This is a genomic window from Nocardia sp. NPDC003963 (assembly GCF_053605105.1).
On record NZ_JBSGIP010000028.1, the window covers coordinates 38,430 to 63,091 of the forward strand.

Genomic DNA, 24,662 nt, shown 5'->3' on the forward strand with positions numbered 1-24,662 from the left:
ACGACCGAGAGGTAAGACGATGGAAACCCCCACCACCGCAACCGATATCACCGCCCAGCTCGCGCCGGTCTGGCGCGAAGTGCTGAGCGCCGCACACGAGGCCCTGCGCTCGGTTGTCGCCCGCGTCGAGTCCGACCAGTGGCAGCTGCCGACCCCGTGCGCGGACTGGAATGTCGCGCAGGTGGCCGAGCACGCCGCCGGCGACCAGCGCGCCTACGCCGCGGCGCTCGGAGTGGGGGCCGGCCCCGCCTACGACCCCTTCTCCCCCTCCGGCACGATCGCCGACGGACCCGTCGCCCTGGTCGCCGCCGCCCTGGCGGAGACCACGACCGCCTGGGCCACCGTCACCGACGCCACCGAGAACGTCCCCACTCCCCTGCCCTTCGGCCCACTTCCCACCCCGATCGCCGCGGTCCTGTGCGCCCTGGACGCGGCCGTGCACGCCTGGGATATCGCGATCGCCACGGGCCAGGAGTCGCCGTTGACCGAGGAGCTGTCGGCCCCGATTCTCGCGGCAGCGCAGGGCCGGATCGAACCGCTGCGCGACTGGGGCGCCTACGGCCCGGTGGTCGAGGGCGACGGTTCCAGCACGGACCGGCTGCTGCGCTACCTGGGTCGCCGGCCGCAGAGCTGATAACGACGCATGCCGATCGGGAGTCGATACATCGACTCCCGATCGGCAGTAATGACTCCCGATGGCTGCGATGATCCATCGCTCCACAGACCCGGCCCGGCGGTCGCCGCCGAGACCACATCAACCGGACGCCGATGCGGCCGATTTCAGCGCTCACGGTTCCCGGCACGTACCTGACGATGGACCCAGCCCACCTCGACTTGTACGATATGTTGTACGAATCAACCGAGGGGCGCTTCCATGACCGCACTACCCATCTCCACCGTCCGGCAGCAGTTGTTCTCACTGGTCCAGCAGGTGAACGACGACCACGACACCGTCACGGTAGTCACCAAGAGCGGCCAGAATGCAGTCCTGGTCTCGGAGTCCGACTGGAACTCCATTCAGGAAACGCTCTATGTCCTGGCGACCCACGGTGGCGTCCGGCTGCTCGAATCGGCTCGCGACGCCGACGAAGGCCGGTTCGACGCGCAGGAGCTGCTGGACCCCGATGCCTGACCGTAAATTGGTATTCACGGCCTACGGCTGGGAGACATACACATCGTGGCTCACCCGCGACCGCACGGTTCTGAAGGCCGCGAACAAACAGATCACGGCGGCGCTGACGGACCCCTTCGCCGGTATCGGCAAACCCGAACCGCTCAAACATCAACTGGCCGGGAAGTGGTCGAGACGAATCACCCGCGAACATCGCCTGATCTATTTCGTGACCGAAACCGAACTGGTGATCATCGGCGTCGGTGGGCACTACGAGGAGTGATCGGACACCGGCGACGCCCACCGAGCGCCGGCCTCCCCTGTCCTTCGGATCCGAACCCCACAGGATCTCTGCTCAGAGTTCTTCCGCAGGAACCTTTCGAGTCGGCCGTGCTCCGGTCACACCTTCCACCGCGGACGCTTCCCCGGCCGCACTACGACCCGCGCGCCGGCCGGAGAAGATACAGTCCGCCAGCGAAAGCCCGCTGACGTAGGAGTTCACGCAGATTCCGGCGGCCGTCCGGCCGGCCGCGTACAGGCCCGGAATCTCACCGCCGTTCGTATCGCGGACCGCCCCGGTCTGCTCGTCGACCGCGAGACCACCGACGGTGAACATGGGACACGGATTGGTGAGGCTCGGTTCGATGGATACATCGAGCATCCAGTAGGGGCCCGCGCCCACCGGGCGGACATACTCGGCCGGCTTTCCCACCGGATCGGGTGCACCCGTCGCGTGGGCGGAGTTATGCGCGGTCACCGTCTCCCGTAACCCCGCCGGGTCCACGCCCGCCGCGGCGGCCACCTCGTCGAGAGTTTTCCCACGCTTCGCCTTACGCCGCATCACTTCGAACTGCATCCGCTGGAACCAGGCCGCCTGCGGCCCGATCTGGGAGATGGCGGTCCGCATGAGCGCGTCGTCGGCGAGCAGCCAGCCGATACCGTCGTGCCGGTTGATCAGGGCATCGCCGACCGCCGCGCCGTAGCGGGTCTCGTCGATGACGCGCTGCCCCTTCCCGTCGACCAGCACCGCGCCGGCGAACGAGCTCGGCGGCAGCAGGAAACGCCAGGCCGAGACATTGCCCATCCGGTCGGTCGCGGCGCCGACGCTGCGGCCCAGTTCGATACCGCTGCCGTCGTCGCCGGAACTGCCCAGGGCCAGCCCGTTTTTGTAGGCGGGCGCGTGGGCGCGCAGCATCTCGCGGTTGGCGATGAATCCGCCGGCCGTGAGTACTACCCCGCGCCGGGCGAGGACCCGGATCGTGGTCGCGTACCGGCGGTCCAGCCGGGCGAGCTGTTTTTCCAGGGCGCGGCGCAGTGGCGGGTAGTAGATACCGGGCTTGGCGGCGATCGCGGCCATCCGGACGTAACGGGACTTGACGCGGGCGGGCGCGTCGCGCAGGGTCCGACATTCGACGCCGACGACCGCGCCGGTGTCATCGGTCAGCAGCGCGGTGGCGGTGGTGAGGGTTTCGACCCGAACCCCCTTGCCTTCCACCGATCGGGCCAGCGGTGCGAACAGTTTCTTCCCGGAGGTACCCCACCCCTTGACTCGGTGCCCGCGCTGCGCCGGGGTGATATCGGCGAAGGCGCCGGAGATCTCGCTTCCGGAGTAGTAGAGGTAGTAGTCGTTGTTCGGATAGGAGGTCTTGTACGGGCAGAGCGACGCCTCGAACGGCACCCCGTGCCCGGTCAGCCAGTCGATCATCGCCGGGCTGCCCTCGACGAAGCGGCGCAGAGTCTCCGGTGAGACAGCGTCACCGACCTCGCGCTGGAGGTAGGCGAGCATCAGTTCCGGAGTGTCGTCGACCCCGCCCGCGCGCTGCACCCAGGTGCCGCCACCCGCGTAGATGATGCCGCCGGACAGGGAGGTCGCGCCCCCGCCGGTGAATCGGTCCAGTACCAGGACCTGGGCTCCGTCCTCGGTGGCCTGCAGCGCGGTGGCCGCGCCCGCCGCGCCGTATCCGACGACCACCACGTCCGCGGTCAGGTCCCATTCGCGTGTCATCTACCAACTCCACCAGAAACTGAAACGAGTTTCCCTGCTGTTTACGCCACAGATCAAGTCTTCTGCCACACAACATAGACCAACAGCGGCTTCATTCTATAACGTGTTCTACATGAACGATCGGGAATACGATGTGGTGGTGGTCGGCAGCGGCGCCGCCGGGATGACCGCCGCCCTCACCGCCGCGCACAACGGGCTGAGTGTGGTGCTCCTGGAGAAAGCGCCGTACTACGGCGGATCCACCGCGCGCTCCGGCGGCGGGGTGTGGATCCCCGGCAACAAGGCCCTGCGCGAGTCGGGCGGTCCCGACGACCGCGAGGAAGCGCGCAGGTACCTGCACAGCATCATCGGCGATGTGGTCCCCGCCGAACGGATCGATACCTATATCGACCGCGGCGCCGAGGCCATGGATTTCGTCCTCGCGCACTCACCGCTGAAGATGACCTGGGTCAAGGGCTACTCCGACTACTACCCCGAGGCTCCCGGCGGCCGGGCGGGCGGGCGTTCCTGCGAACCGAAGCCGTTCAACGCCAAGATCCTCGGCGAGGAGCGGTTCAATATCCACCCGCCCTACTCGAAGGCCCCGCTGAACGTCGCGGTCACCCAGGCCGATTTCGTCCGGTTGAACCTGATCCGCCGGCATCCGAAGGGTGTGCTGCGGGCGCTGCGGGTCGGTGCGCGCACCTACTGGGCCAAGTTCACCAACAAACATCTGATGGTGATGGGCCAGGCGGTGATCGCCGGTATGCGCAAGGGCCTGATGGACGCGAACGTGCCTCTGCTGCTCGACACCCCCATGACCAAACTGATCGTCGAGAACGGCAAGGTCACCGGTGTGGAAGCCACGCACAAGGGCGAAACGGTCACCTTCACCGCCCGCCGCGGCGTGGTACTCGGCAGCGGCGGTTTCGAGCACAACGCCGAGATGCGGGCCAAGTACCAGCGCGAGCCGATCACCACTGAGTGGACAACCGGCGCCGCCACCAACACCGGCGATGGCATCGTCGCGGGTATGGACGCGGGCGCCGCTATCGGCTTCATGGAGGACGCCTGGTGGGGTCCGACCATCTTCAAGGGTGGTAAGCCGTGGTTCGCGCTGTCGGAGCGCAACCTGCCGGGCTCGATCATGATCAACCCGAAGGGTGAGCGGTTCGGCAACGAATCCGCGCCGTACGTCGAGGCCGTGCACACCATGTACGGCGGCGAGTACGGGCAGGGCGAGGGCCCGGGCGAGAACATCCCCACCTGGCTCGTCTTCGACCAGCGCTACCGCAACCGGTACATGTTCGCCAGCCTGCAGCCGGGCCTGAAGTTCCCGTCGCGCTGGATGGAGAACGATCTCATCGTCAAGGCCGCGACCCTCGACGAACTGGCCGAGAAGATCGGCGTCCCCGCCGATAAACTGGCCGCCACGGTGGAGCGGTTCAACACCTTCGCCGAAACCGGTAAGGACGAGGACTACGGCCGCGGCGACAGCCAGTACGACCGGTACTACGGCGATCCGACCGTGAAGCCCAATCCCTGCCTCGCGTCGCTGGTCCAGGGGCCGTTCTACGCGGCCAAGATGGTGCCCGGCGATCTCGGCACCAAGGGCGGGCTGGTCGCCGATACCGCCGCACGCGTACTGCGCGAGGACGGCACCCCGATCGAGGGCCTGTACGCCTCCGGGAACGTCTCGACCCCGGTGATGGGCCACACCTACGCGGGCCCCGGCGCCACCATCGGACCGGCGATCGCTTTCGGCTACCTCGCGGTCCACGACATCATCGACCGCAAAAAAGCCGGCGCCTGAGCCTATTCGAGGAGAACCGTATGCCCATCGATCCGGAAATCGCGCTGGGAGCCGAACTCCCCAGCAAGGAATTCTCCTGGACCGCCTCCGACGTCCAGCTCTACCACCTGGGTATCGGCGCGGGGCACCGCTGGACCGATCCCGCCGAACTGCGTTACCTCGACGATCGGGAACCGCAGGTACTGCCCACCTTCGCCACCGTGGCCCATACGCTGCGCGATACCGACCCGCCGAAGGTGAAATTCCCCGGCGTCGATATCGACCTGGCCAAGGTGGTGCACGGTGCGCAGGAAGTGCAGGTGCACCGACCGCTGCCCGCTTCGGGTAAGGCGACCCGCACCGGCCGGATCAGCGAACTGTGGGACAAGGGTTCCAATGCGGTGATCGTGCAGGAGTTCACTGTCAGCGGCTCCGACGGCGAAGCACTGTGGACCGAACGGTCCTCCATCTTCGCCCGCGGTGAGGGCGGATTCGGCGGCGAACGCGGGCCGAGCAGCAAAGCCGAACTCCCCGAACGGGATCCGGATTTCGACGTCACCACCGCGACGCTGCCGCAGCAGGCCCTGCTCTACCGCCTCTGCGGTGACCGCAATCCGTTGCACTCCGATCCGGAGTTCGCGAAAGGCGCGGGATTCCCGGCGCCGATCCTGCACGGGCTGTGCACCTACGGAATCATCTGCAAGACCGCCACCGATACGGCACTGGAGTCCGTCGCCGACCGGGTGACCGGGTTCAAGGCGCGTTTCGCGGGCGTACTGTTCCCCGGGGAGACGCTGCGGTCGCGGATCTGGCGGGAGCCGGGGCAGTTGATCATCAGCGCCACCGCCGTCGAACGTGACGGCGCGCCGGTGCTGGGCGATGTGGTGCTCACCTACGCCGACTGACGACGGCGCGTCACAACCTTCCGGTGCCCGGCAGATCGAGAGTCTGCCGGGCACAGGGGTTTCCATCCGACGCCGTTGTCGACCAGGATCGGCGGGACCACGGCCGGAACCGCTCCGATCGGGCAGCCCGAGATGAGGCAGCCCCGCGAATGGCGATCACGGCCGCGTACGGGAACGGCTGAACCTCCACGCCCGGCCGACCCCACGCGGCCTACGGCCCGGACCTGCGCACCAACCGCGACTGCGCCGAATCGGTGGGCCGCTAGCGCGAGCTGAGGAAGAACTGCCGCGGGCAGTCGGTGGCGAGCGGTCCGCCGCGCAAGGCCGAATCGATCAGATCCTGGAAAGCCGCGTCCTGTGGTTCGTCGCGGTGGGTGACATGGCGACCGGAGCAGAACTGCTGGACACTGCGATTGGTGGCACCCGGGAGGTGTCGCCCTTCGGGACCCTCGTTCTCCGAGTACAGGTGGTACGCGGGGATACCGGGCGGCAGCGCCGGTGGCGTGTTCAGTCGCTGGAGGAATTCCGAGTCCGGTGCGATATCCCGGCAGCCGGGGAAGAGCGGCGCACAGAGAGACCCCAGCGGTTCACCGTAATTCGGGGTGCCGAAATCGAGATAGGTGCCCACCGAGTCGGCCCCGCCCAGGAACTTCAGGTAGTGCCGCTGCGCCAGCCCGCCCATGGAATGCCCGACGAGATCCACCCGCCGGGCCCCGGTGGTCCGCCGGATGTCGGCGACCTTGCCGGCGACCACTGTCGCCGAATCGGCGATCCCCGCGGTACCCGAGGATCCGGCGGGCATCGCGGGCAGCACCATGACGAAAGCCCGGTAACCGCGATCGGCCAGCTCCGAGCGCAGGTCCTCCAGAATGTCCCGGTCGGCGTCGAAACCACCGATGACCAGCACAGGATTCGCCGGTGCGGGGTCGGCCCGGGAAATACCGTCCGGGAATGCCGCCGCTGTACAACCCAGCGATACGACGACGACAACGAACCGGGCGAGCACCGCGAGCGCAGTTTTCATCGACCTGCTTTCCGGAGGCTGAGCGACCGCTGCGCCGTCACCCCGGACCGCGAACAGCGTCGACCGACGGTCAGGATGCTAATGCGACGATCGAGCAGGTCCCGGGAGGCGCGGCGACAGGTGGCGTCATCGTGACGCCGATCGCCGACGATCTGGCGGTTGTTCGGTGACCGGCCGGTCCCGGACACAGCGCGACGGCGCCCGGCGATACCCGGCGGCGTTGGCGCCCTGCGAATCTACCCGAACACGAAAAACAGTCCGACGCCCGGATTCGGCCGATCCGGCCGACGGCCCCGATGCCCCGGCCCCCGGACCCGTGTTCAGCCGCGCCGCAGGGCTGCCCGCAGCGCCCGCGCGAACCAATCGAACACCGGTCCCAGATCCGGCAGTTCGGGCCAGCCGTTGACGAGGGAGACCAACTGCCAGTACCGCGCGACCCGGGGATCGTCGGCCACCTCCAGCCGCTCCAGGATCCACGAGCGCAGGGCGGTGTCGTCCGGCCTGCCGAAGGTCTCGGCATATCGTCCGGCCAGTCGGTCGAGGATCGGAAGGGCCGCCGCCGATTCCGGGTCGGTACCCACCGCCAGCGCCGCGGTCACCTCCTCGCGCACCGTTTCCGTCAGCGCGTGGTGCAGTCCGGTGTCGTCACCGGCAGCCCTTTCCCCGGCCTGATATTCGGCCATCCGGCGTACCGCGGCGCGGAAGTCCTCGTCTCGCACCAGCGCTACGAGGTCCATCCACGCCGTCACCTGTTCGGTGGTGGGGTCGGCGGGCAGATCCGGCATGCTCGACCGCAGCAACTCCACGACCGCCGGGTTGGCATCGACCGCACCGAAAGTCGCGTCGACGAATTCGTGGACGAGGCGGTGACGTTCGGCTTCGGACAGGTTCACCAGTTCGTGCATCAGTTCCATCTCCTGGTAGTTCGATTCCCGTTCGGCCACCGCCCGGAGCACCGAACGCCGGAGGCGCAGGGTGCGGATCTGCACGTCCAGGGCATCGGCGTGCGCGGTCGCGACCTCGCTCAGGGAGATCTCCCGGGCGAGGATCGCGCGCACCGTCGCGAGGTCGATATCGAGCGCGCGCAGAGTGCGGACCAGTTCCAGGCAGGTCAGCGCGTGTACGTCGTAGAGGCGGTAACCGGCCGGGGTGTGCTCGGTCGGCGGGACGATTCCGGTATCGGAGTAGTACCGGATCGTCTTGACCGAGAGTCCGGTCCGCCGCGCCAGTGCTCCGATCGGGTAGAGCGTCTCGTCGTCCATGGCACCAGCCTGCTGTCTCCCCCGGGTGGAGACACAAGGACAATTCCGGGAACCGCCCCACCGGTCGCCGGACGCACCGGCCCAACGCCCGGTGGACTCGAGGCCACTGCCCTGGTCAGCGCGGTGGTGGATGCTGATTCGACGGTCACCTGGGACCGGGTAGACGTCCGTACCCGACTCGCACCGCAGGATGGATCAGCTGATCGCTCCCGGCGCGACGATCCACTGAGTCGGCTGGCCGGTCGCCGCGGCGACCGTCTCGAAGTCACGGTCGTAGTGCAGCATCGTGAGCCTGTTCGCCTCCGCGGTAGCCGCGATCACCAGATCGGCCATACCCGCACTACGGTGACTTCCCTGTTCGGTGAGCAGTTGTTGTACCTGATGAGCACGCGTCCACACATGGTCGGGAGTCACCACCCAGCCGAACAATTCGGTGAGTAATTCCTTCTTCCGCAGTCGGTCGGCAAGCGATTGCGCAGCGAAGAGCAGTTCCAGTTCCACGGGGTCGCAGATCGCGATCACGCCGGCCGTGAGCGCTTCATGCCAGGTTTTGCGGAGTGCCGGGTCACGCAGGACCCGAACCACTGCCGAGGTATCGATCAGGTAGCTGATCACCGGCGGTAGGCATCTTTGTCCAGCAGGATGTCGAAGTCGCCTCGCTCGGCCATCTCTCCGAGCGTGTTCAGCGCATGGACCCGTTTGAGCCGCGTGGCCACCTCGATCAGAGCCGCGTTGACCGTATCTTTCTTCGTCCCGGTTCCCAGCAGGCGCTGCGCTTCGGCCAACGCTTCGTCATCGACGTCGATCAGCAATTTGGACATGACAGCCAGTATATATCAGATATCAATTCTGGATATACATGATTTACAGCCACGGGTAGACGCCCTCTGGCAGTCGCGGCCGTTCTGGTGGTATGGGTGCACCCGGACACCGTGCTCGACGCCACCGATCAGCTGTCGGTGGCGACTTCCGGATAGCGGACAACCTGGTTTCCGCCCGGGGCAGATGTATCGCGATCGTCCACCGCTTCTACGACGATGACGACAAACTGGTCGTCGTTCCGCCGGACGGTCCGGTCCTCGACGACGAGGCCATCGCGGCCGCCGTCGGATTCCAGGAGAATTCCGGGGAGTACATCATCGTGCGGCACTGAGCGGCGGGGATCCCGGCCCGGCCGGCACCCCCGCACATGCGGCCGCGTGCGGAACGCCCCCGGCGGATCACCGTCGTCGGATGGGACGGGCGAACCCCGGTGAGGCGACGGCCAGTCGCAGGTTGCCGTCGTCGCGGTGGGAGAGAGTGAGTTCGTACCAATCCTGGGTACGGGCCTGTGCGGAGATACCGTCGATACCGGTGGAGGTGGTCACCTGCCAGCCCCGCTGTTCCCAGATTCGCAGGATCAGCGGCAGATAGGCCTGCGGACGGTCCGGGGGCGGTGGGTCCAGGAAGTAGCGGGTCTCGAGCCGATCCACCTGGTAGACCGTGCCCGCGTCGTCGTCGAACGGCAGCACGGTCTCACCGTCGAGGCCGTCCTGGGGACGGATACTCAGCTGACCGCCCAATGCGTCGAGCAATTCCGCGACGAGCGCACCGGTGCGCGCACGCGCGGTCTCCTCGGTGAGCTCGCGGTTCCAGACCACCGCCCGCGCCGCGCGCACCGTCGAGGCCGCCACGATCCGTTGCCGCAGTTCTTCCGGAGTCGGCGGCGGCTCGGGAGCCGGGGGCTCCGAGGGACGGTCGCGCGCCAACTCGAAACCGCGGCCCATCAGATCGTCGAAGGTGCGACCGAAATCCATGGGCCGCTCCATATCACCGCCGAATTCCCAGCCGACGGTGTCCTCGGGCAGCTCGGCGGAGACGAAGTAGTTCGTATCGCCCAGACCCTTGGCTATCAGCATCGCCCGATCGCCCGGAACGCGTTCGCCGGTATCCCAGTTCCGCACCGCCTCGACCATGCCCAGCTCGGCATAGGTCTGCATATCGCGAGGTCGAGCCGGGCCGAAGGAGATGCCGTCGAGATCGGTGAACCCGGCGTGCACCATGCTGAGGAAGACCCGCAGCGGCTCCGGTAGCGCATCCCAGCAGGGCGGCACATCGGCACCGAAGGTCGCCGGATCCCAGCCGATCCGGAACTCGTGCGGTCGAAAAGGTTTGCGAAGTGCGTAGAGCAGCACCCAATCGCCGCGCAACAGACAGACCCGGACATCGTCGAGACATTCGGCGAGCACCGCGCCGAACCGGGGCATCAGCTCGAACATATCGAGATTCCAGAGCGCCACCGCGGCCGCACTGCGGACCCGGGCGTCACATGCACCGGCGATCTGCGCCCACTGCGCGGGAACATGAGCGGCGGCCGAACTCCCGGGTTCGACGAGCAGCGCTGAGCCGGACCCGTATTCCGCTACGACCCGCGCGAAGTCCACAGTGTCCACGGCATGCATTGAACAGCACACCTCCGACAGATACTCGCCGATTCCCGGGATTCCCCGGTCGACCTGCCACGATGGGATCACCAGACCCGGAACAGGGAGGTGGCGGCGATGTCCGGACAGCCCGGAGACCACACCGGCGATCCGTTCGGCGGCCGACGGCCCACCAGCCACGAACGCAGCAGCGGCCGGCCCTGGGACGCCTCCTACCGGGACGGGCCCGCTCCCTGGGATACCGGCCGTCCGCAACCCGCGGTGGTACGGACGGCCGCCGAGGGTGGTTTCACCGGCTCGGTGCTCGACGCGGGTTGCGGCACCGGGGAGAACGCCCTGCACATCGCCGCATTGGGTCTGCCGGTGCTGGGTTTCGATGTGGCCGCGACGGCCCTGGAAACCGCACGGACGAAGGCTGCGGACCGGGGTATCGCTGCCGAATTCGTCACCGCCGACGCTCTCGACCTACAGGGCCTCGGCCGCTCTTTCGACACCGTGCTGGACTGCGGGCTCTTCCACACCTTCGACCGCGACGAGCGGATACCGTACGTATCGAGCCTGGCGTCGGTGACGGAACCCGGCGCGATCCTGTACATACTGTGTTTCAGCGACGAGGGCCCCGGACCCGGCCCCCACCCGGTGAGCCCGGAAGACCTGAACGACGCCCTCAGCCCTTCCACCGGCTGGAATATCGCCTCGATCGAACCGGACCGGATCGAGACGAGATTCCACGACCACGGCGCACCGGCATGGTGGGCGAGGGTCGACCGGGTCGAACGTCCTGAACCCGGGCGAAGCACCGGTATCTGACCGGTCGTCAGTTCTCTTCCCCGAAGTACGGCAGGGTCGACATTTCGGCATCAGCCGTAGTGAAGTGATTCCCTGTCTGCTGCATAACCGGCTTGATCGGCCCCGAGGGAGTGCCGTCTGGACGAAGGAAATCCGGGTTGAACCAGACCTTCTCCACCGCGCCGACGAAGATCCCGTGATCACCTGCCAGATCGATACGTGAAATCACCCGGCAACTCGCCCAGCCGATGCCGGAAGGAACGACGGGGCCATGGGGCGACCTGTCGTAATCCAGCTCCATTCCACTCGCTCTGAGTTTCTCTTCGGTCGAGTCGAACGGGAATCGTGAATACTTGGCGCCCAGCTTCCAGACGGCTTCCAGCTGCCCCCACTCCGGGACATTGATTGTGAACCCCGGCGAAGTCATCAGATTTCGAAACGTTTCCCACTTCTTCAGGCCCGCCACGACAATGTGCTGCGGATCGGTCGACACCGAGGTCACATTGGAGACCGGAATCAGGTTGAACGATCCATGCGCACTCCGCGTGCCGATCAGATAGGTAATTCGTGGCGCGAGCAACCGATGAGCCACGGATAAGGGATCCGATCCGGGCATCAACAGTGTCCCGATGCTGGGTTATGCGACGGCACGCTCCGTTCGGTCATCGAGCTCCCCTCCTATCCATGGGGTCGTTCTGACCCACCGGCCGATACGGCACCGCGCTTCTGGCGAACTGGCCACACCTCTGCGAGAGGGCCCGCTGAACGGATCTCTCGAAGCAGGCACGAGACGAACCGAGGAGTCGCGCAACCATCGAAGAGTTTGTACAGGGACCAGCCCCACTGCTGCCGGAGAGAGCCTATGAGCAAGCAACCCATAGCGCTCAACCGCGTGCTCTGGCACGACGACCCCTGCACCGATCTACAGCCGCTCGAACGAATCACCGCCTCGGCGCTGGACAGAGACCTGGTAGCACCCGCACCGCTGGGACCGGTGCCCGAAATCCCCTCTGTTCAAGAGAGACTCCGCTGATCGAAGGCGAAATCGGGAAGTCCGACAGTTACAGCGCGGCCCAGGTCCAGGGCTTCTGTACCGCTCCTCTGAGACAGGAAAGACGCCGCAGAGCTTCGCTTCTTGCTCTCGGGCTGTCCCGCGCCCGACCGACCGCAAATACGGTCCAGCGCAACTCCTGGATATCGGCGTACACCCGGAAATCCGGTTCGACAGTGATATCCCGTCCGCCGTACGCGTCGACGAAAGTCCGATAATCCTTATCGGTGAGGCGATCGAAGTCGAGATGATCGGCCGCTAGCTGAACGAGATCCCATTCGGGGTTCCCGATCGAAACCTTGTCGAGGTCCAAGAGCACCGGCTGCCCGGACGGTGGTACCGCGACATTGCCCTGCCATGCGTCGCCGTGAATCACCTGCGTCGTTTCACCAGTGGGCAACTGCTCGTATCGCTGCCGCAAAGTGTCGAGATGGTGGAGAAGCCACAATCTGTCTTCATCGGCGATAGCGGACTGCACGATTCGTTCTTCGAGACCTGCGAAGGGCTGATAATCGGGCAGCCGAAAGTCCGACGGCGGATCGAGACTATGCAGACGACGGAGCACACTACCGAGTTCGCCGGGAGTTCCGGGGCGATGATCCTGGACGAGACGCCACCACGTAACAGCACGATCCGCAACGAGAACGGGCTGTTCCAGAACCTCCACCGCCCGCACCGCCGAGACCCCAGAACGGTTCAGCCACAGCGAAATACGCAATTCGTTCAGAGCGTTCGGGTAGCCTCCCGGAACGCCCACCCGAGCAACGATCCCTCCGGGCAATCCGAACACGGCATTCTCCCCGCTGCGAATGAGCACAGCGCGTGAGATATCCAGATCGACTGCTGCTGCCGCAGCCTCGAGAACTCGGAAGTCCGACATCGCGATCATGAACCGGCCCCGGTGTGAGATACGGTCGAGACAGCTTCTCGCATTTCGGCAACTTCGCGTATCCGCCGGTGACGCGCGGCAACATCTACCAGGCCCACGAGTTCGTCCCGCATGCGTCCTGAGCGAAAGCCCTCAGCCGCTGCAACGGCTTGCATCCCCAGCCCCGCGGCAGTTCTCGGATCACCGATGCGCATGGACAGAGTCGCGAGCCTCGTCAGCGAGAATGCTCGCGAGCGGGGATAGTCCTCCCCCTGCAGTTGTACGGCGCGATGCAGACGATCAGCGGACAACTCGATGCGCCCATGCCCGACAGCCGCAGGGATAAGGGCTTTCCCGGTACTTCCGAGGTGCTCGGCCTCGTCGTAATAGCACATCCACGGCGGGTCGGCATCCGGCGTGGACGCAGACATGTGTTCGTCGCCGCGCGCGACCTCGGAAAGGGCTTCATCAATTCGGCCGAGGGCCGACAGATACTGCGCCCGGACGGCAGCGAGCATTGCACAGGTGGTGTGCGTGAGCCGGTCACTCCGGACCTGCGCGAGTTCGACCAGAGACAGTGCGCCATCCGGGTTACCGATGTAGGCGGCCATCCGTGCCATATCCGCCAGTGTTGCCGCGCGCAACTCCCAAGACGCCGCTGAATCGGCGCACCAGAGCGCGAACCGGAAATTCCGATCAGCATCGGTGTACTCAGCGATGTCGAATGCGGAGTATCCGGCGATCGCGCCGAGATTGCCGATCGCCTCGAACAATGCTCGCTTCGTTGCCGGAGAGGCGGATCTGCGTAACAAGGGCGCGAAACGTTGCAGATGACGGGTTACCGAATCGGTGGCGGTGCCGCCCCCGTGCCGATTCTCCATCCGCGCCATCTCTCGCGCGGCACTCCGCACACGATCGACATCCGAACCACCGACCCGGCCGGTCGTCCTGAGCCCCGCTGGACGGCCTGCCGAGACGGATTCCGAGGCGAATGGTCCGGACAGACCGACGTCGAACATCTCGTCGACATCGTTGTCGCCTTTGGCGCGGCGTCTGGGCGCGAACCCGAGGTCGGTCACCGATCCGCGGAGGATCGCGCAGAGCGCTTCCCGGTAATCGCTGCCCGGCCATCGCACAGCTCCGCGCTCGTAACGCGCGATCGTATGGGCGTCGAGCTCCCGGCGTTGGCCTTTCACCCTCCATAAATAGTGGTTCACGGCTTCGGCGAGTTCGGCGCGACTCATCGGCTGTCCTGCGATGGCCGGTGAGGGCATGGCTTCCCGACGCTTCTGAAGTTTGCGGTTGGGCGGGGACATCGTCGACACCTCTCGTCGGTCCGCAACCAGCCTATTCTCCGAACAACGCCGCCCTGGGGCTTCGATGGAATCTGCCCCGCAAACTGCCCTCCCGATCGCTTCGCTCCCCAACGAGTCTGTACCACGCAGATATTCGACAACTCGGGAGCAGGACATGACAGCTGGTGAAGAAGAGCTTCGGGCCCCTGACGCGACACTATCGTTTTCGCCCGGGTCGCATGAATCCCCGCTACCGCTGCGGGGGCCGATCAGCAATCAGTCCATCGCGCTCGCCCGGGCGCTGTGGCACGACGACCACTGCACCGATCTCGGGCTGCTCGAACGGATCGCGGCCGGGTTGCGGGCCGAGGAACCGGCACCGCACATCCGGCTGCAACACGAGATCGACGTCGTCATCGCCCAGTATCGGGCGGCGCAGCGTCGTGCCGGCTGAGCGGGCGGTGTGGCCGGTATGCGAAGCGCATCCGGTCCCCTGGGTCACCGCCGCGATGCTGGAGTGGATATCCGATACGCCCCCGCATCGCCGAGTCCGGTGCCCCGAATCCCTCTTCTGTTTGAAAGGGGCGCCCGTGATCGAGGGACGGATCGGGGAGCACGATCGCAATGTCACCGGTATCTGCCCGTGGATCGGGGTGCCCGTGCTGGATATCGGAGCCCGCTGCGGATGCGCGCCCACGGTCACCACGCGGCAGTTGCGAATCGTGTTGCGGGCGGGCGGTCGTCCCGATGGTGCGGTTCGTTCGGTCGGCTGCCCCGGGCGGGATTGCCGGGAGATCGTATCGGCGGCCACCGGACGGATCGGCGCACACGGCGGCCCGTGCCCGTGGGTGGGGGTTCATATCATCGATCGCGGTGCGCACCCACCGATTCTGTGACCGGTGGGTGCGCGTGAACCGCGAACTCCGGTGCCGCTAGTGCCCTTCTGATCCCTGGTCGCCGGCGAGCGCCGGTGTGCTGCGCGGCTCCCCGAACCAGCCGGACAGCGCCTCCCGCAATCCGGCCACCGCGCTGTCGGCCGGTTCGCCGACCGTCGCCGCCCAGGCGATATGCGCGTCGGGGCGGATCAGGAGAGCGTCGGCCGGGCGGTCGTCGGTGGTGGCGGTGCGGATATCGATACGGTCCGCCCATCCCCCGGCGATCTCGCGCAGTTCCGCTCGGCCGCCGAGGTCCAGCAGGACCGGCCGTGCTGTGTGCAGGAGGCCGGCGAGGGTGGTCGCGCCGGCGCCGGCGCGCAGCGCCAGGTCGGGGGCGAACGTTCCGGTCGACGGATGCCCGTTCGGGTTGGGCAGGTCGTAGCGGACGTCGGTTCCCGCGATGAAGCCGGCGATACGGCGGGCGGTCCGCTCCTCGCCGAGCAGTTCCCCGACGACCTCCCGGAGAGCTTCGGCGGCCGGGTCCAGTCCGCGCCGCAATGCCACCTGGGCACGAGTCTGCCGCAGGGCGCGGGCACCCGCGTAGTGCCGCTCCGTGTGGTAGCTGTCGACCAGCCCGGCCGGGGCCCGGCCCCGCACATCGGCGGCCAGTTTCCAGGCGAGGTTCACCGCGTCGAGCATCCCGGTGTTGAGTCCCGAACCGGTGGCGGGCAGCAGATGCGCCGAATCGCCCGCCAGCAGAATCCTGCCGGCGCGGTAGTTCTCGGCGTGCCGGTCCTTGAAGGTGTAGCGCGCCAACCGCAACGGTTCACCCAGCGGGATCTCCGCGCCGAGCACCCGGCGGACACTGTCCCGGAATTCGGTCAGGGTCATCGGTTCGTCGTCGGCGATATCGGTGGACTCGTCCTCGACGGTCGAGAACATCAGCACATCGGGAGTCAGCGACCCGTATCCGAACGCACCGTGTTCGGTACGGGTGAAGCCGGTGCTGATCCGGCCCATACCGGGGACCTCGATATCGCCGTTGTCGAGGCGGGTCACCGAATCGGGCACGGTGACCTGGCACAGCCGGTTCACCTCCGGATATGTGGTGCCGGTGAAGGCGATACCGGCCATCTCCCGGATCGGGCTGCGCCCGCCGTCACAACCGACGAGGTAGCGAGCGGTGATCCGGTACGGGCCGTCGGGACCGGATACCTCCGCTGTCACCGAGCTGTCGTCCTGACGCACCGCGACCACCTCGTGTCCGCGGCGGATATCCGCGCCGAGCTCGTGCACCCGCTCGGCCAGCAGCTCTTCCAACCGCGTCTGCGGCAGCGGCAACCCGCGCAACGGTGGATCCACTATGCCGGTCAGATCTACGTGCACACCACCGAAGGGGTATCGCGGTGGCGGTTCGGGAGCGGTCACGGCCGCTTCGATCCGCTCCAGCAACCCTCGGTAGTGCAACAGTTGCAGGATCTGTCCACCGAGGCCCTGCGCCTTCTGCGTCGTTCTGGGCTGGGGGTACTTCTCCAGCAGCAGCGGTCGCACTCCCGCCAGACTCAGTTCGGCGGCCAGCATCAGACCGGTCGGCCCGGCGCCCACGATGATCACCTCGGTATCCACCGCCGATCCCTGCCGCGCCGGTCGTTGTTCGTTGCCGTTCGCCGACGTCCGCACTCGCACCTCGTCACCTCTCTGTCCCACTGTTGTGGGCTCGGCCAGCGAGTATGCGGTACGACCCGGGCCTTGCCGCAAGCCCCCGGGTGCGCTATATCTTTAGAAGGGGCAGGGGTGGAAACGCATTTTCTTCATCGATCCGGGCGCGCGGCCGCCTCGTCTTCGATGCCTGCCGGGGGCGCGGGCGGCGATACCACGGGAGGCCGACGGCGCGCCGTGGTGATGCTGTAGGTGAGGATCGACGACAACAGGATCACCAGCACCGGCGCGACCACCGGCGCCCACACCAGTTCGACCGGTAGCAGCGCCGCCAGCCCGGCCGCCGCCGTCCACAGCACCGCGCCCACGACCGACGGCAATGTCGTCGGTACGACCCCGCGCGGCGCCGTGACGGTCGCGATGTTCAGCAGATAGGTGGTGGCCACCAGACCGGCCGCGGCCGCCGCGACCAGACCGGTATCGGAGAGGGCGAGCACCCCGATCACCAGCAGGACCGCGCCGATCGCCGACCAGCGCCACCACCAGCCCACGACCACCAGCACGATCGCGGCGGGAGCCGCCCAGGGCTGGATCAGGGCGACCAGCAGCACCAGCAGCGTGCCGGACAGATGCGCGAGGAATTTGATCATCGGCGCACCCGGACCATGCGGCGGTGCTGGGGCAGCAGGCGCATCGTCTGGTCGAGGCGGGCGTCAGCGGCCCACGGGACGATATCCACGCCGACCGTGCTCATATCGCGGTACATCGACATCCGCTCCAGCTGCCACATCTTCTCCATGGTCGGGTCCAGATCACCGGCGAACGGGCTGCCGCGCAGCACATCCACCGCCACCACCACATGTCCGCGTTTGCGCAGATCGATCAGCGCGAGAGCGAACTGGGTGTCCAGCAGGGTGGTGAACGCGACGATCACCGCGCCCAGCGGGACAGCGGCGTAGGGCGCCAGCGTGCCGGTCGTCGGGATGAACTCGTCGCCGACGTCGAGCACGGTGTCGACGATCCGGTAGAACTGGCGGCGGCCGATATCCGGGCGCAGCCAGCGCGGAGACTGCCCCAGGCAGACGACCGCGGTGCGGTCCCCGGCCTGCAGGGTGGACTGCACCACCTGCGCCGCCCCGCGTACCGAGAGCTCCAGCGCGTCGCTGGCCGGACCGGGAGCCTGCTGCGAAGTGTCCACCAGCACCACCACATCGGCCGAACGATTGGTGAGGCGTTCGGTCACGTACAGGCGGCCCCGGCGGGCACTCACCGGCCAGTTGACGATGCGCAACTGGTCGCCGGGGGCGTAGGCGCGGATATCGGCGTATTCCACGCCGGGACCGTGCCGGCGGGTGAGGTGTACGCCGAGACGTTCGGGAAGTTCGGTGCGCGGCAACCGCATCCGCTGCGGATCGGTGATCGGATAGACGTAGACCTCACCGGCGGGCAGGGTCGCGGTGGCCAATGCCATTCCGGCCGGGCTCAATGCCTTCACCCGGACCTTGATCGGATAGCGACCCCACCGGGCCGCCGATACCGTCAACCGCAGCCCGGCCGGCGCCCTCCCGGAATCCTCGGACTCCTCCACGGTCACCGTCATACCGTCGACCGCGACCGGTTTACAGCGCAGCAGCGCCTGCCCCTGGTCGACGAAGGCGGCGATGGTGACAGTGACCTCTTCGTTCTCGAAACACCGTTGCGTACCGCTACCGTCCACCTGGATCCGGGTGCGCGACACCTGCCAGGGCGCGCTGGCCAGCACACCGAGCATCGGCGAGGCGAAGACGACCAGCTGCCAGCTGCCGGCGACCACCGCGCCGAGCAGCGCGACGGCCGAGGCGATGGCCAGCAGATAGGTGAGCGGAGCGGGGCGCCAGCGCAGGCGGGCCTCCACCGTGGCACTGGCGTCGCGGTGTCTCATGGCGTGGCGGCGCGCGGGACCGGCAGGCGGCGCAGCAGTTCGCTGATCACGTCCTCGCCGCGGATACGGCGCACCCACATCTCCGGCCGCAGGGTGATCCGGTGCGCCATGGCGGGAATCGCGAGTGCCTTCACATCTTCGGGGACCACGAAGTCGCGGCCGTTCAGCAGCGCGCGGGCACGGGCCATCTGCACGAGATCGAGTTCGGATCGGGGGCTGGCACCGACCTCGACCTGCGCGTGCGCCCGGGTCGCGCTCGCCAGCGCCACCACATAACCCACCACATCCGGGTGGACCGAGACGAACTCCACCGCGTTCCGCATCTCCAGCAGACCCTTGGCATCGATCACCTGGTTCACCCGGGGCTCCGCCGCGCCGCGCTCCAACCGGCGGCGGATCATATGGGTCTCGTCCTGTTCGGACAGGTAGCCCAGACGCAGCTGGATGGCGAACCGGTCCAGCTGAGCCTCGGGTAGCGGGTAGGTGCCCTCGTATTCGATGGGGTTGTCGGTGGCGAGCACGATGAACGGTTGTGGCAGCGGGAACGTCTCGCCGTCGATACTGACCTGGCCCTCGGCCATCGCTTCCAGCAGCGCCGCCTGGGTTTTCGGCGGCGTGCGGTTCACCTCGTCGGCGAGCAGCATATGCGTGAACACCGGGCCCCGGCGGAAGGTGAACCGGCCGGTGGACATGTCGTAGATGGTGGAACCGAGCAGATCGGCCGGGAGCAGGTCGGGAGTGAACTGCACCCGGGTGAAGTCCAGGCCGAGAGCGGCCGCGAAGGACCGGGCGATCAATGTCTTGCCCAGGCCGGGCAGGTCCTCGATGAGCACATGGCCGCCGGACAGGATCGCGATCATGATGAGCTGTAGCTCTTCGCGTTTGCCTACCACCACCCGGGAAACCTCCCGGAGTACGGCTTCGGTGCGTTGGACGGTCGCGTCCAAGGGCATCGTCATGTCATTTCTCGCAATGGGTCGACCCGTTTCACATTCTCTGAAGGCGGCTCAGGATCTCGTCCAGAGCCGCGCGGCCCGGCGCGGGCGTGTTCTGGTCACGCAGCGCCGAATCGGCCGGATCCACCCAGCGCCACAATTCGGCGCCGAACAAATGGACACCGGCGCTTTCCAGCGCCCGCCGGTTCTTGCTGACCCGCAGACCGGCGGACAGCTGGAACTCCTTGGCCAGCAGCGGCCGCAGATGCCGATCCCAGTCGGCGCGGCTGCCGTCGGCACGGTCGACGAGCATTTCGGCCCGGGCATGCCAGTGACGCAGCATTTCGGCGGGCCCGTTCTCCATCTCGTCGGCGAGTTCCTTTTCGCGCTTCTCCGGGCGCAGCAGCACCCAGACGAAGCAGCACAGGGCGATCGCGACCGGTATGCCGGCGGCGATCAGCACGAATTCCCGGGCCCGCAGATACGCGGCCACCTCGAGGACGGCGACCGCGAGGACGGCGGCCACGACGATCCAGGGTCTGCTCATCGCGACCTCACCTCGCTCGACGGTCCGGCCGGCGGTACCGCGGGCGGATAGCCGGCGAGGTCCGGAACGGCCGATACCGCCGGATCGGCCGGCGCGGTGCCCTGCAGATCGGAGAGCGCCACCCGCAGCAGCTGTTCGGCTCGCATCCGCTGCCAGGACAGCATGGAATGCGGACTGAACCGCGCCTCTTCGAACAGCGCGACCAGTTCCCGGGCCGAGGCTTCGTGCAGGGCCCCGTGCTCGAACGCGCGCGCGAGTACTTCCATGGGTGTATCGGAGGCCAGCGGCGCCAGGCCGCGTGCGTAGATCAGGCCGCGTTCCATCGCGATATAGCAGGCGATGATCGCGGTCCGCGGGTCCTGGCCCGGTACGTTCATCGCGGCCAGGCCCATTTCGGCGGCCTTCACCAGGGAATCGGTATCGGTGGCCGGTGGTTCCCCGCCCGCGGCCTCGGCGTCGTCGGGGGCCTCCGGACGTTCGCGGCGCTGGGTGTTGACCGTGACGACGGCCAGCCCGGTCACCGCGACCGCGACCAGTGTGCCCGCGGCGGCGGTCGCGAGGATGAGCCCGGTTCCGGTGAGGACCGGCTGGTCCTGCTCGGTACCGGGCGGTACGGCCGGATGCTGCGGGGCGGGAGTACCGGGCGGCGCGGCCGGAGCCGGCTCGGCGACGCGCTGGATTCCGATGAAGTAGACGGCGAAGACAACGGCCGCGAGTACGCCGACGACCGCCAGCAGGAACAGCACGACCAATCCGAAGCGACCCAGCCGCCAATGCGATTCGGTCTCGTCGGAATCGAGATCGGGCATGGCCAGGCCGAGCCGGTGCTGGCTGGCGATCACCCCGGCCAGCAGCACCACGATCGAGACGGCGAGCAGGACCGGCATCAGCGCGACGGTGAGCGCCGAGGGTGTGCCGCCCGCCGAATCACCGCTCTCCGACATCCCCGGAATATGTCCGCGCAGGGCGATGACAGCGCAGAACAACAGCGCGAACACCGCAACAATGCGCGCGATCAGCGCCCGCGACCCGGCCAACCCGATACCTCGAACCTGCTCACTGCCAAGAACAGCCACATGTTTACATGCCGGACGGCCGGTTCGGTAGCGAATCGGCAATATGAAATGACGAGTTTTCCACCTTTATCAACCCCTCGGCGGCAAACCTACTGCCCATTGATCGATCGACAGTTATATCTTGTTCCCGACTGTGAATACTCACAACCGCGTCGGGGCACGGCGACCGGTTACCGATGTCCGTTTCCACCTGTTCAGCTCGGGCATCGAACCGGCACCGCGCCGCGACCGGTCGCCCGGCCGCGGTGCGGCGGCTGTCTATCGCGGTTGACAGGTCAACCGGCGGCGATTCGGCTACGCGGACCGGTCCGCGCTCAGCACCAGACCCGAGGTCGGCACACCCGTACCCGCGGTGACCAGCACATTTTCCATATCGTCGACTTGATTCACCGAGGTTCCGCGCAGCTGGCGGACGGCTTCGGCGATACCGTTCATGCCGTGGATGTATGCCTCACCCAGCTGACCGCCATGGGTATTGATCGGTAGTTTTCCGCCGATTTCGATAGCGCCGTCGGCGATGAAATCCCTGGCTTCACCGCGCGGGCAGAATCCGAGTTCCTCCAACTGCATGAGGACGAACGGGGTGAAGTGGTCATAGAGAATCGCGGCCTGCATATCGGCGGGCCGCAATCCGCTCTGCGCCCACAACTGGTCACCCACCAGGCCCATTTCCGGAAGTCCGGTCAGCGCGTCCCGGTAATAGCTGGTCATGACGTACTGGTCGGCGCCGCTGCCCTGGGCCGCGGCGGTGATCACGGCCGCCGGATTCGGCAGATCGCGCGCCCGCTCCACACTGGTCACCACGATCGCCACACCGCCGTCGGACTCCTGACAGCAATCCAGCAGATGCAGCGGTTCGGCGATCCAGCGCGAGTTCTGGTGGTCTTCCAGGGTTATCGGCTTGTTGTAGAAGAAGGCGTTCGGGTTCACCGCCGCGTGTTTGCGATCGGCCACCGCGACCCGGCCGAAATCCGCGGAGGTCGCGCCGTAGACATGCATGTACCGCCGGGCGACCATCGCCACCTGCGCGGCGGGCGTGCCCAGCCCGTGTGGATAGGACCAACCGGCGTCGATACCCGAGGAGGTGGGAGCGGCGGCCAGCGAACTGGAGAACTGACCGAACCGCGAGACCGACCGTTCGTTGAAGGCCCGATACGCCACCACCACATCGGCGACCCCGGTCGCCACGGCCATGGCGGCCTGCTGCACCGTGGCGCAGGCCGCGCCACCGCCGTAACCGATATGGCTGAAGAATTTGAGCTGCGGAATACCGACCGCCCGCGCCACCGCGACCTGCAGATTGGTATCCATCGTGAAGGTTGTCAGACCGTCCACATCGGCCGGGGTGAGCCCGGCATCGGCCAGGGCCGCGGTCACGGCCTCGGCGGCCAGCCGCAACTCACTGCGGCCGGACTCCTTGGAGAAATCGGTGGCGCCGATACCCGCGATGGCGGCCCGGCCGGACAGGGGATGTTCAGAAGTAGTCATACGAGCCTCATTCCGCGGGCTGGATGGAACCGGGCGTTCCAGGTGCTCACGCCCCGCCCCCGGCACCCGGGACGGTGGCGACCACCGTCGCGACGATGTGATCGCCCAGGCTGTCCTTGCCGACGACCTCCAGCCGGACATCCGCACCGTCGAGTTCGACGACCTTGCCGGTGAGGGTCAGGGTGTCGTAGGCGTACAGCGGCACGCCGAGGCGCAGGGAGATGGATTTCAGCACGGTGCCCGGCCCCGACCAGTCGGTGACGAAACGCTGCACCAGACCCGTATCGGTGAGGATATTGACGAAGATATCCTTCGAACCGCGCTCGATCGCCTTGTCCCGGTCGTGGTGCACATCCTGGAAATCCCGGGTCGCCAGGGCGGTACTGATGACGAACGTCGGGTCGGCGTGGATCGACAGTTCGGGCAGTTCGGTCCCGACCCGGACCGCGGCCGGATCGAATGTGGCGGTCATGCGGACACCTTCCAGAACGGCAGCACCGTATCGTCGTCGAGTTTCTCGAAACCGGCGACCACCGCCAGCCCCACCTCGACCTCTTCGGGCGCGATACCGCGCAGTTCGCCCAGCATCCGCACCCCTTCCTCGAGTTCCACCAGCGCGACCACGAACGGCAGATCGCGTCCGGGCACCTTGGGCGCGTGGTGCACGACGTAACTGAAAACCGTGCCCTTCCCGGCGGACACCACATAGGCGACCGGTTCGGACTTGTCCTGCCAGATGGCCGGAATCGGCGGATGGCGCAACGTGCCGTCGGGAAGCTGCTGGATCCGCAACTCCCCGGCTTTCGTGCCCTCCCAGAAGAATTCGGTGTCGTGCGAAACCAGCGGCCGCACCCGATCCGCGGGCGCGGCCTTCGGTGCGGCACCGGTACCGGGCGCGAACTTCAGGATGCGGAACAGCATCTCGGTGACGAGTTCGTCGCCGACGTACCAGCTGGTGCGGTAGGTCAGGAAGAACCCCTCACCCAGCCCGGTCCGTTTCGGGCCCTTGATACTGTCCAGCGCGCTGGTGATGCTCACCTCTTCACCGGGCCGCACATAACGGTGGTAGATCTGCTCGCAGTTGGTGCCGACCACCGAGGTGTACCCGGCGGAATCGAGCAGCGCGTTGGTGGCCTCCATGGGGTCGTCGGACGGACGTTTCCCACCCAGCCCCAGCATGGTCCACACCTGGGCCATGGCGGGCGGGGCCACGATCCCCTCGAACCCGGCGGCCTTCGCGGCGGCCTCGTCGACGTAGACCGGGTTCGTATCGCCCAGCGCCTCCACCCAGTTGTTGATCATCGGCTGGTTCACCGGATCGCGGCCGGGCCGCGGCGCGCTGGCGCCGGCCGCCCTGATCTGCTCCGCGGCGGCGATGATCGCTTCCGGAGTACTTGTGTCCGGCACGCACTGCTCCTTAATTTTGGCGTCGCCTTCGGCGCCGCGGGGTCGGGGCCCTATTAACCCCGGTTCTTCACTCCTACGCTCAGTCGCTTCGCTCCTTCGCTCCGTCGCTCCAGAACCGGGGCGGGCCCCGACCACAGCAGCCGACCATCCGGAGTAGACGAAAAGTGCGTGTGTATGTGCAGCCCGATCACCTGGGTGACCTCCCGACCGTCGTCTGTCGTCGATCGGCAGACGACCACCGGCGCACACT

Annotated in this window: 28 protein-coding genes; 10 read left to right on the top strand and 18 right to left on the bottom strand. The window is 67.1% G+C overall.

Features of this window, described 5'->3' with window-relative positions; translation table 11 throughout:
* Positions 1 to 19 precede the first annotated feature (19 nt).
* The 3 genes from ACWEWT_RS28455 to ACWEWT_RS28465 all read left to right on the top strand — a co-directional run bounded on the left by ACWEWT_RS28455 (position 20) and on the right by ACWEWT_RS28465 (position 1,394).
* Entirely contained in the window at positions 20 to 634 is a 615-nt protein-coding gene (locus tag ACWEWT_RS28455; protein ID WP_452563503.1) for a TIGR03086 family metal-binding protein, read from the top strand.
* A 240-nt stretch (positions 635 to 874) separates the two neighbouring features.
* Positions 875 to 1,132, top strand: coding sequence for a type II toxin-antitoxin system Phd/YefM family antitoxin (locus ACWEWT_RS28460; protein ID WP_452563504.1), 258 nt, complete (start codon positions 875 to 877; stop codon positions 1,130 to 1,132).
* On the top strand, positions 1,125 to 1,394 hold the full coding sequence (locus tag ACWEWT_RS28465) for a Txe/YoeB family addiction module toxin (protein WP_452563505.1): 270 nt from the start codon (positions 1,125 to 1,127) through the stop codon (positions 1,392 to 1,394). The genes ACWEWT_RS28460 and ACWEWT_RS28465 overlap by 8 nt, the downstream gene beginning before the upstream one ends.
* A gap of 72 nt (positions 1,395 to 1,466) precedes the next feature.
* On the opposite strand, the gene ACWEWT_RS28470 is transcribed toward ACWEWT_RS28465, so the two are convergent.
* Positions 1,467 to 3,116 (bottom strand): FAD-binding protein, encoded by a 1,650-nt coding sequence (locus ACWEWT_RS28470; protein WP_452563507.1) that lies wholly within the window; start codon positions 3,114 to 3,116, stop codon positions 1,467 to 1,469.
* Positions 3,117 to 3,219: 103 nt separating this feature from the next.
* Here ACWEWT_RS28470 and kstD point away from each other — a divergent pair, with 103 nt between their 5' ends.
* Both kstD and ACWEWT_RS28480 read left to right on the top strand, forming a co-directional pair.
* Positions 3,220 to 4,908 carry a 3-oxosteroid 1-dehydrogenase gene (kstD, locus tag ACWEWT_RS28475; RefSeq protein ID WP_452563509.1) on the top strand — a complete coding sequence of 563 codons (1,689 nt, stop codon included), beginning with the start codon at positions 3,220 to 3,222 and terminating at the stop codon, positions 4,906 to 4,908.
* A gap of 20 nt (positions 4,909 to 4,928) precedes the next feature.
* On the top strand, positions 4,929 to 5,792 hold the full coding sequence (locus ACWEWT_RS28480) for a MaoC/PaaZ C-terminal domain-containing protein (protein ID WP_452563510.1): 864 nt from the start codon (positions 4,929 to 4,931) through the stop codon (positions 5,790 to 5,792).
* A 262-nt stretch (positions 5,793 to 6,054) separates the two neighbouring features.
* Here the strand turns inward: ACWEWT_RS28480 and ACWEWT_RS28485 are convergent, their stop codons facing one another.
* The 4 genes from ACWEWT_RS28485 to ACWEWT_RS28500 form a co-directional block, all read right to left on the bottom strand.
* Positions 6,055 to 6,816: an esterase/lipase family protein gene (locus tag ACWEWT_RS28485; protein WP_452563512.1), complete on the bottom strand. Its 762-nt coding sequence runs from the start codon at positions 6,814 to 6,816 to the stop codon at positions 6,055 to 6,057.
* Between the two features lie 320 nt (positions 6,817 to 7,136).
* Positions 7,137 to 8,078, bottom strand: a complete 942-nt coding sequence (locus tag ACWEWT_RS28490; protein WP_452563514.1) for a MerR family transcriptional regulator — start codon at positions 8,076 to 8,078, stop codon at positions 7,137 to 7,139.
* Positions 8,079 to 8,273: 195 nt separating this feature from the next.
* Positions 8,274 to 8,693, bottom strand: coding sequence for a PIN domain-containing protein (locus tag ACWEWT_RS28495; protein WP_452563515.1), 420 nt, complete (start codon positions 8,691 to 8,693; stop codon positions 8,274 to 8,276).
* On the bottom strand, positions 8,690 to 8,899 hold the full coding sequence (locus ACWEWT_RS28500; protein ID WP_452563517.1) for a type II toxin-antitoxin system VapB family antitoxin: 210 nt from the start codon (positions 8,897 to 8,899) through the stop codon (positions 8,690 to 8,692). Before ACWEWT_RS28500 ends, ACWEWT_RS28495 begins: the two co-directional genes overlap by 4 nt.
* Before the next feature lie 92 nt (positions 8,900 to 8,991).
* Between ACWEWT_RS28500 and ACWEWT_RS28505 the strand changes: the two genes are divergently transcribed.
* The gene (locus ACWEWT_RS28505; protein ID WP_452563519.1) at positions 8,992 to 9,231 is read left to right on the top strand and encodes a hypothetical protein; all 240 of its coding nucleotides are present in this window, start codon (positions 8,992 to 8,994) and stop codon (positions 9,229 to 9,231) included.
* A 67-nt stretch (positions 9,232 to 9,298) separates the two neighbouring features.
* Here ACWEWT_RS28505 and ACWEWT_RS28510 read toward each other — a convergent pair whose 3' ends face one another.
* Positions 9,299 to 10,510: a hypothetical protein gene (locus tag ACWEWT_RS28510; RefSeq protein ID WP_452563521.1), complete on the bottom strand. Its 1,212-nt coding sequence runs from the start codon at positions 10,508 to 10,510 to the stop codon at positions 9,299 to 9,301.
* 108 nt (positions 10,511 to 10,618) lie between these two features.
* On the opposite strand from ACWEWT_RS28510, the gene ACWEWT_RS28515 reads away from it, so the two are divergent.
* Positions 10,619 to 11,311: a class I SAM-dependent methyltransferase gene (locus ACWEWT_RS28515; protein ID WP_452563522.1), complete on the top strand. Its 693-nt coding sequence runs from the start codon at positions 10,619 to 10,621 to the stop codon at positions 11,309 to 11,311.
* Between the two features lie 7 nt (positions 11,312 to 11,318).
* Here ACWEWT_RS28515 and ACWEWT_RS28520 read toward each other — a convergent pair whose 3' ends face one another.
* On the bottom strand, positions 11,319 to 11,882 hold the full coding sequence (locus ACWEWT_RS28520; RefSeq protein ID WP_452563524.1) for a flavin reductase family protein: 564 nt from the start codon (positions 11,880 to 11,882) through the stop codon (positions 11,319 to 11,321).
* A gap of 270 nt (positions 11,883 to 12,152) precedes the next feature.
* Here ACWEWT_RS28520 and ACWEWT_RS28525 point away from each other — a divergent pair, with 270 nt between their 5' ends.
* The gene (locus ACWEWT_RS28525) at positions 12,153 to 12,323 is read left to right on the top strand and encodes a hypothetical protein (protein WP_452563526.1); all 171 of its coding nucleotides are present in this window, start codon (positions 12,153 to 12,155) and stop codon (positions 12,321 to 12,323) included.
* A gap of 28 nt (positions 12,324 to 12,351) precedes the next feature.
* On the opposite strand, the gene ACWEWT_RS28530 is transcribed toward ACWEWT_RS28525, so the two are convergent.
* Both ACWEWT_RS28530 and ACWEWT_RS28535 read right to left on the bottom strand, forming a co-directional pair.
* Positions 12,352 to 13,230, bottom strand: a complete 879-nt coding sequence (locus ACWEWT_RS28530; RefSeq protein WP_452563528.1) for a phosphotransferase family protein — start codon at positions 13,228 to 13,230, stop codon at positions 12,352 to 12,354.
* On the bottom strand, positions 13,227 to 14,525 hold the full coding sequence (locus ACWEWT_RS28535) for an XRE family transcriptional regulator (RefSeq protein ID WP_452563530.1): 1,299 nt from the start codon (positions 14,523 to 14,525) through the stop codon (positions 13,227 to 13,229). Before ACWEWT_RS28535 ends, ACWEWT_RS28530 begins: the two co-directional genes overlap by 4 nt.
* Positions 14,526 to 14,679: 154 nt before the next feature.
* On the opposite strand from ACWEWT_RS28535, the gene ACWEWT_RS28540 reads away from it, so the two are divergent.
* Together ACWEWT_RS28540 and ACWEWT_RS28545 are read left to right on the top strand one after the other, a co-directional pair.
* The gene (locus ACWEWT_RS28540; RefSeq protein WP_452563531.1) at positions 14,680 to 14,958 is read left to right on the top strand and encodes a hypothetical protein; all 279 of its coding nucleotides are present in this window, start codon (positions 14,680 to 14,682) and stop codon (positions 14,956 to 14,958) included.
* Positions 14,959 to 15,094: 136 nt separating this feature from the next.
* Positions 15,095 to 15,400 (top strand): hypothetical protein, encoded by a 306-nt coding sequence (locus tag ACWEWT_RS28545; protein ID WP_452563533.1) that lies wholly within the window; start codon positions 15,095 to 15,097, stop codon positions 15,398 to 15,400.
* Between the two features lie 36 nt (positions 15,401 to 15,436).
* Here the strand turns inward: ACWEWT_RS28545 and ACWEWT_RS28550 are convergent, their stop codons facing one another.
* From ACWEWT_RS28550 to ACWEWT_RS28590, 9 genes are all read right to left on the bottom strand, one after another.
* Entirely contained in the window at positions 15,437 to 17,065 is a 1,629-nt protein-coding gene (locus ACWEWT_RS28550; RefSeq protein WP_452563535.1) for an FAD-dependent monooxygenase, read from the bottom strand.
* A 125-nt stretch (positions 17,066 to 17,190) separates the two neighbouring features.
* The gene (locus ACWEWT_RS28555; protein ID WP_452563536.1) at positions 17,191 to 17,688 is read right to left on the bottom strand and encodes a hypothetical protein; all 498 of its coding nucleotides are present in this window, start codon (positions 17,686 to 17,688) and stop codon (positions 17,191 to 17,193) included.
* Positions 17,685 to 18,959: a DUF58 domain-containing protein gene (locus ACWEWT_RS28560; RefSeq protein ID WP_452563537.1), complete on the bottom strand. Its 1,275-nt coding sequence runs from the start codon at positions 18,957 to 18,959 to the stop codon at positions 17,685 to 17,687. The genes ACWEWT_RS28555 and ACWEWT_RS28560 overlap by 4 nt, the downstream gene beginning before the upstream one ends.
* Entirely contained in the window at positions 18,956 to 19,918 is a 963-nt protein-coding gene (locus ACWEWT_RS28565) for an AAA family ATPase (RefSeq protein WP_452477597.1), read from the bottom strand. The genes ACWEWT_RS28560 and ACWEWT_RS28565 overlap by 4 nt, the downstream gene beginning before the upstream one ends.
* Before the next feature lie 28 nt (positions 19,919 to 19,946).
* Positions 19,947 to 20,441 carry a hypothetical protein gene (locus ACWEWT_RS28570; protein WP_452563539.1) on the bottom strand — a complete coding sequence of 165 codons (495 nt, stop codon included), beginning with the start codon at positions 20,439 to 20,441 and terminating at the stop codon, positions 19,947 to 19,949.
* Positions 20,438 to 21,478 carry a DUF4129 domain-containing protein gene (locus ACWEWT_RS28575; RefSeq protein WP_452563541.1) on the bottom strand — a complete coding sequence of 347 codons (1,041 nt, stop codon included), beginning with the start codon at positions 21,476 to 21,478 and terminating at the stop codon, positions 20,438 to 20,440. Before ACWEWT_RS28575 ends, ACWEWT_RS28570 begins: the two co-directional genes overlap by 4 nt.
* 333 nt (positions 21,479 to 21,811) lie before the next feature.
* On the bottom strand, positions 21,812 to 23,005 hold the full coding sequence (locus ACWEWT_RS28580) for a lipid-transfer protein (RefSeq protein ID WP_452563543.1): 1,194 nt from the start codon (positions 23,003 to 23,005) through the stop codon (positions 21,812 to 21,814).
* A gap of 46 nt (positions 23,006 to 23,051) precedes the next feature.
* Positions 23,052 to 23,477, bottom strand: coding sequence for a MaoC family dehydratase (locus ACWEWT_RS28585; protein ID WP_452563545.1), 426 nt, complete (start codon positions 23,475 to 23,477; stop codon positions 23,052 to 23,054).
* Positions 23,474 to 24,412 (bottom strand): bifunctional MaoC family dehydratase N-terminal/OB-fold nucleic acid binding domain-containing protein, encoded by a 939-nt coding sequence (locus tag ACWEWT_RS28590; protein ID WP_452563547.1) that lies wholly within the window; start codon positions 24,410 to 24,412, stop codon positions 23,474 to 23,476. Before ACWEWT_RS28590 ends, ACWEWT_RS28585 begins: the two co-directional genes overlap by 4 nt.
* Positions 24,413 to 24,662 lie beyond the last annotated feature (250 nt).

Excerpts from the sequence above, each read along its gene's own strand:
- ACWEWT_RS28535 (WP_452563530.1), bottom strand. The coding sequence starts at position 14,525 with ATGTCCCCGCCCAACCGCAAACTTCAGAAGCGTCGGGAAGCCATGCCC.
- ACWEWT_RS28470 (WP_452563507.1), bottom strand. The coding sequence starts at position 3,116 with ATGACACGCGAATGGGACCTGACCGCGGACGTGGTGGTCGTCGGATAC.
- ACWEWT_RS28570 (WP_452563539.1), bottom strand. The coding sequence starts at position 20,441 with ATGAGCAGACCCTGGATCGTCGTGGCCGCCGTCCTCGCGGTCGCCGTC.
- ACWEWT_RS28500 (WP_452563517.1), bottom strand. The coding sequence starts at position 8,899 with ATGTCCAAATTGCTGATCGACGTCGATGACGAAGCGTTGGCCGAAGCG.
- ACWEWT_RS28565 (WP_452477597.1), bottom strand. The coding sequence starts at position 19,918 with ATGACGATGCCCTTGGACGCGACCGTCCAACGCACCGAAGCCGTACTC.
- ACWEWT_RS28580 (WP_452563543.1), bottom strand. The coding sequence starts at position 23,005 with ATGACTACTTCTGAACATCCCCTGTCCGGCCGGGCCGCCATCGCGGGT.
- ACWEWT_RS28480 (WP_452563510.1), top strand. The coding sequence starts at position 4,929 with ATGCCCATCGATCCGGAAATCGCGCTGGGAGCCGAACTCCCCAGCAAG.
- ACWEWT_RS28585 (WP_452563545.1), bottom strand. The coding sequence starts at position 23,477 with ATGACCGCCACATTCGATCCGGCCGCGGTCCGGGTCGGGACCGAACTG.
- ACWEWT_RS28560 (WP_452563537.1), bottom strand. The coding sequence starts at position 18,959 with ATGAGACACCGCGACGCCAGTGCCACGGTGGAGGCCCGCCTGCGCTGG.
- ACWEWT_RS28455 (WP_452563503.1), top strand. The coding sequence starts at position 20 with ATGGAAACCCCCACCACCGCAACCGATATCACCGCCCAGCTCGCGCCG.
- ACWEWT_RS28490 (WP_452563514.1), bottom strand. The coding sequence starts at position 8,078 with ATGGACGACGAGACGCTCTACCCGATCGGAGCACTGGCGCGGCGGACC.
- ACWEWT_RS28540 (WP_452563531.1), top strand. The coding sequence starts at position 14,680 with ATGACAGCTGGTGAAGAAGAGCTTCGGGCCCCTGACGCGACACTATCG.
- ACWEWT_RS28465 (WP_452563505.1), top strand. The coding sequence starts at position 1,125 with ATGCCTGACCGTAAATTGGTATTCACGGCCTACGGCTGGGAGACATAC.
- ACWEWT_RS28530 (WP_452563528.1), bottom strand. The coding sequence starts at position 13,230 with ATGATCGCGATGTCGGACTTCCGAGTTCTCGAGGCTGCGGCAGCAGCA.
- ACWEWT_RS28525 (WP_452563526.1), top strand. The coding sequence starts at position 12,153 with ATGAGCAAGCAACCCATAGCGCTCAACCGCGTGCTCTGGCACGACGAC.
- ACWEWT_RS28485 (WP_452563512.1), bottom strand. The coding sequence starts at position 6,816 with ATGAAAACTGCGCTCGCGGTGCTCGCCCGGTTCGTTGTCGTCGTCGTA.
- ACWEWT_RS28505 (WP_452563519.1), top strand. The coding sequence starts at position 8,992 with ATGGGTGCACCCGGACACCGTGCTCGACGCCACCGATCAGCTGTCGGT.
- ACWEWT_RS28515 (WP_452563522.1), top strand. The coding sequence starts at position 10,619 with ATGTCCGGACAGCCCGGAGACCACACCGGCGATCCGTTCGGCGGCCGA.
- ACWEWT_RS28460 (WP_452563504.1), top strand. The coding sequence starts at position 875 with ATGACCGCACTACCCATCTCCACCGTCCGGCAGCAGTTGTTCTCACTG.
- ACWEWT_RS28555 (WP_452563536.1), bottom strand. The coding sequence starts at position 17,688 with ATGATCAAATTCCTCGCGCATCTGTCCGGCACGCTGCTGGTGCTGCTG.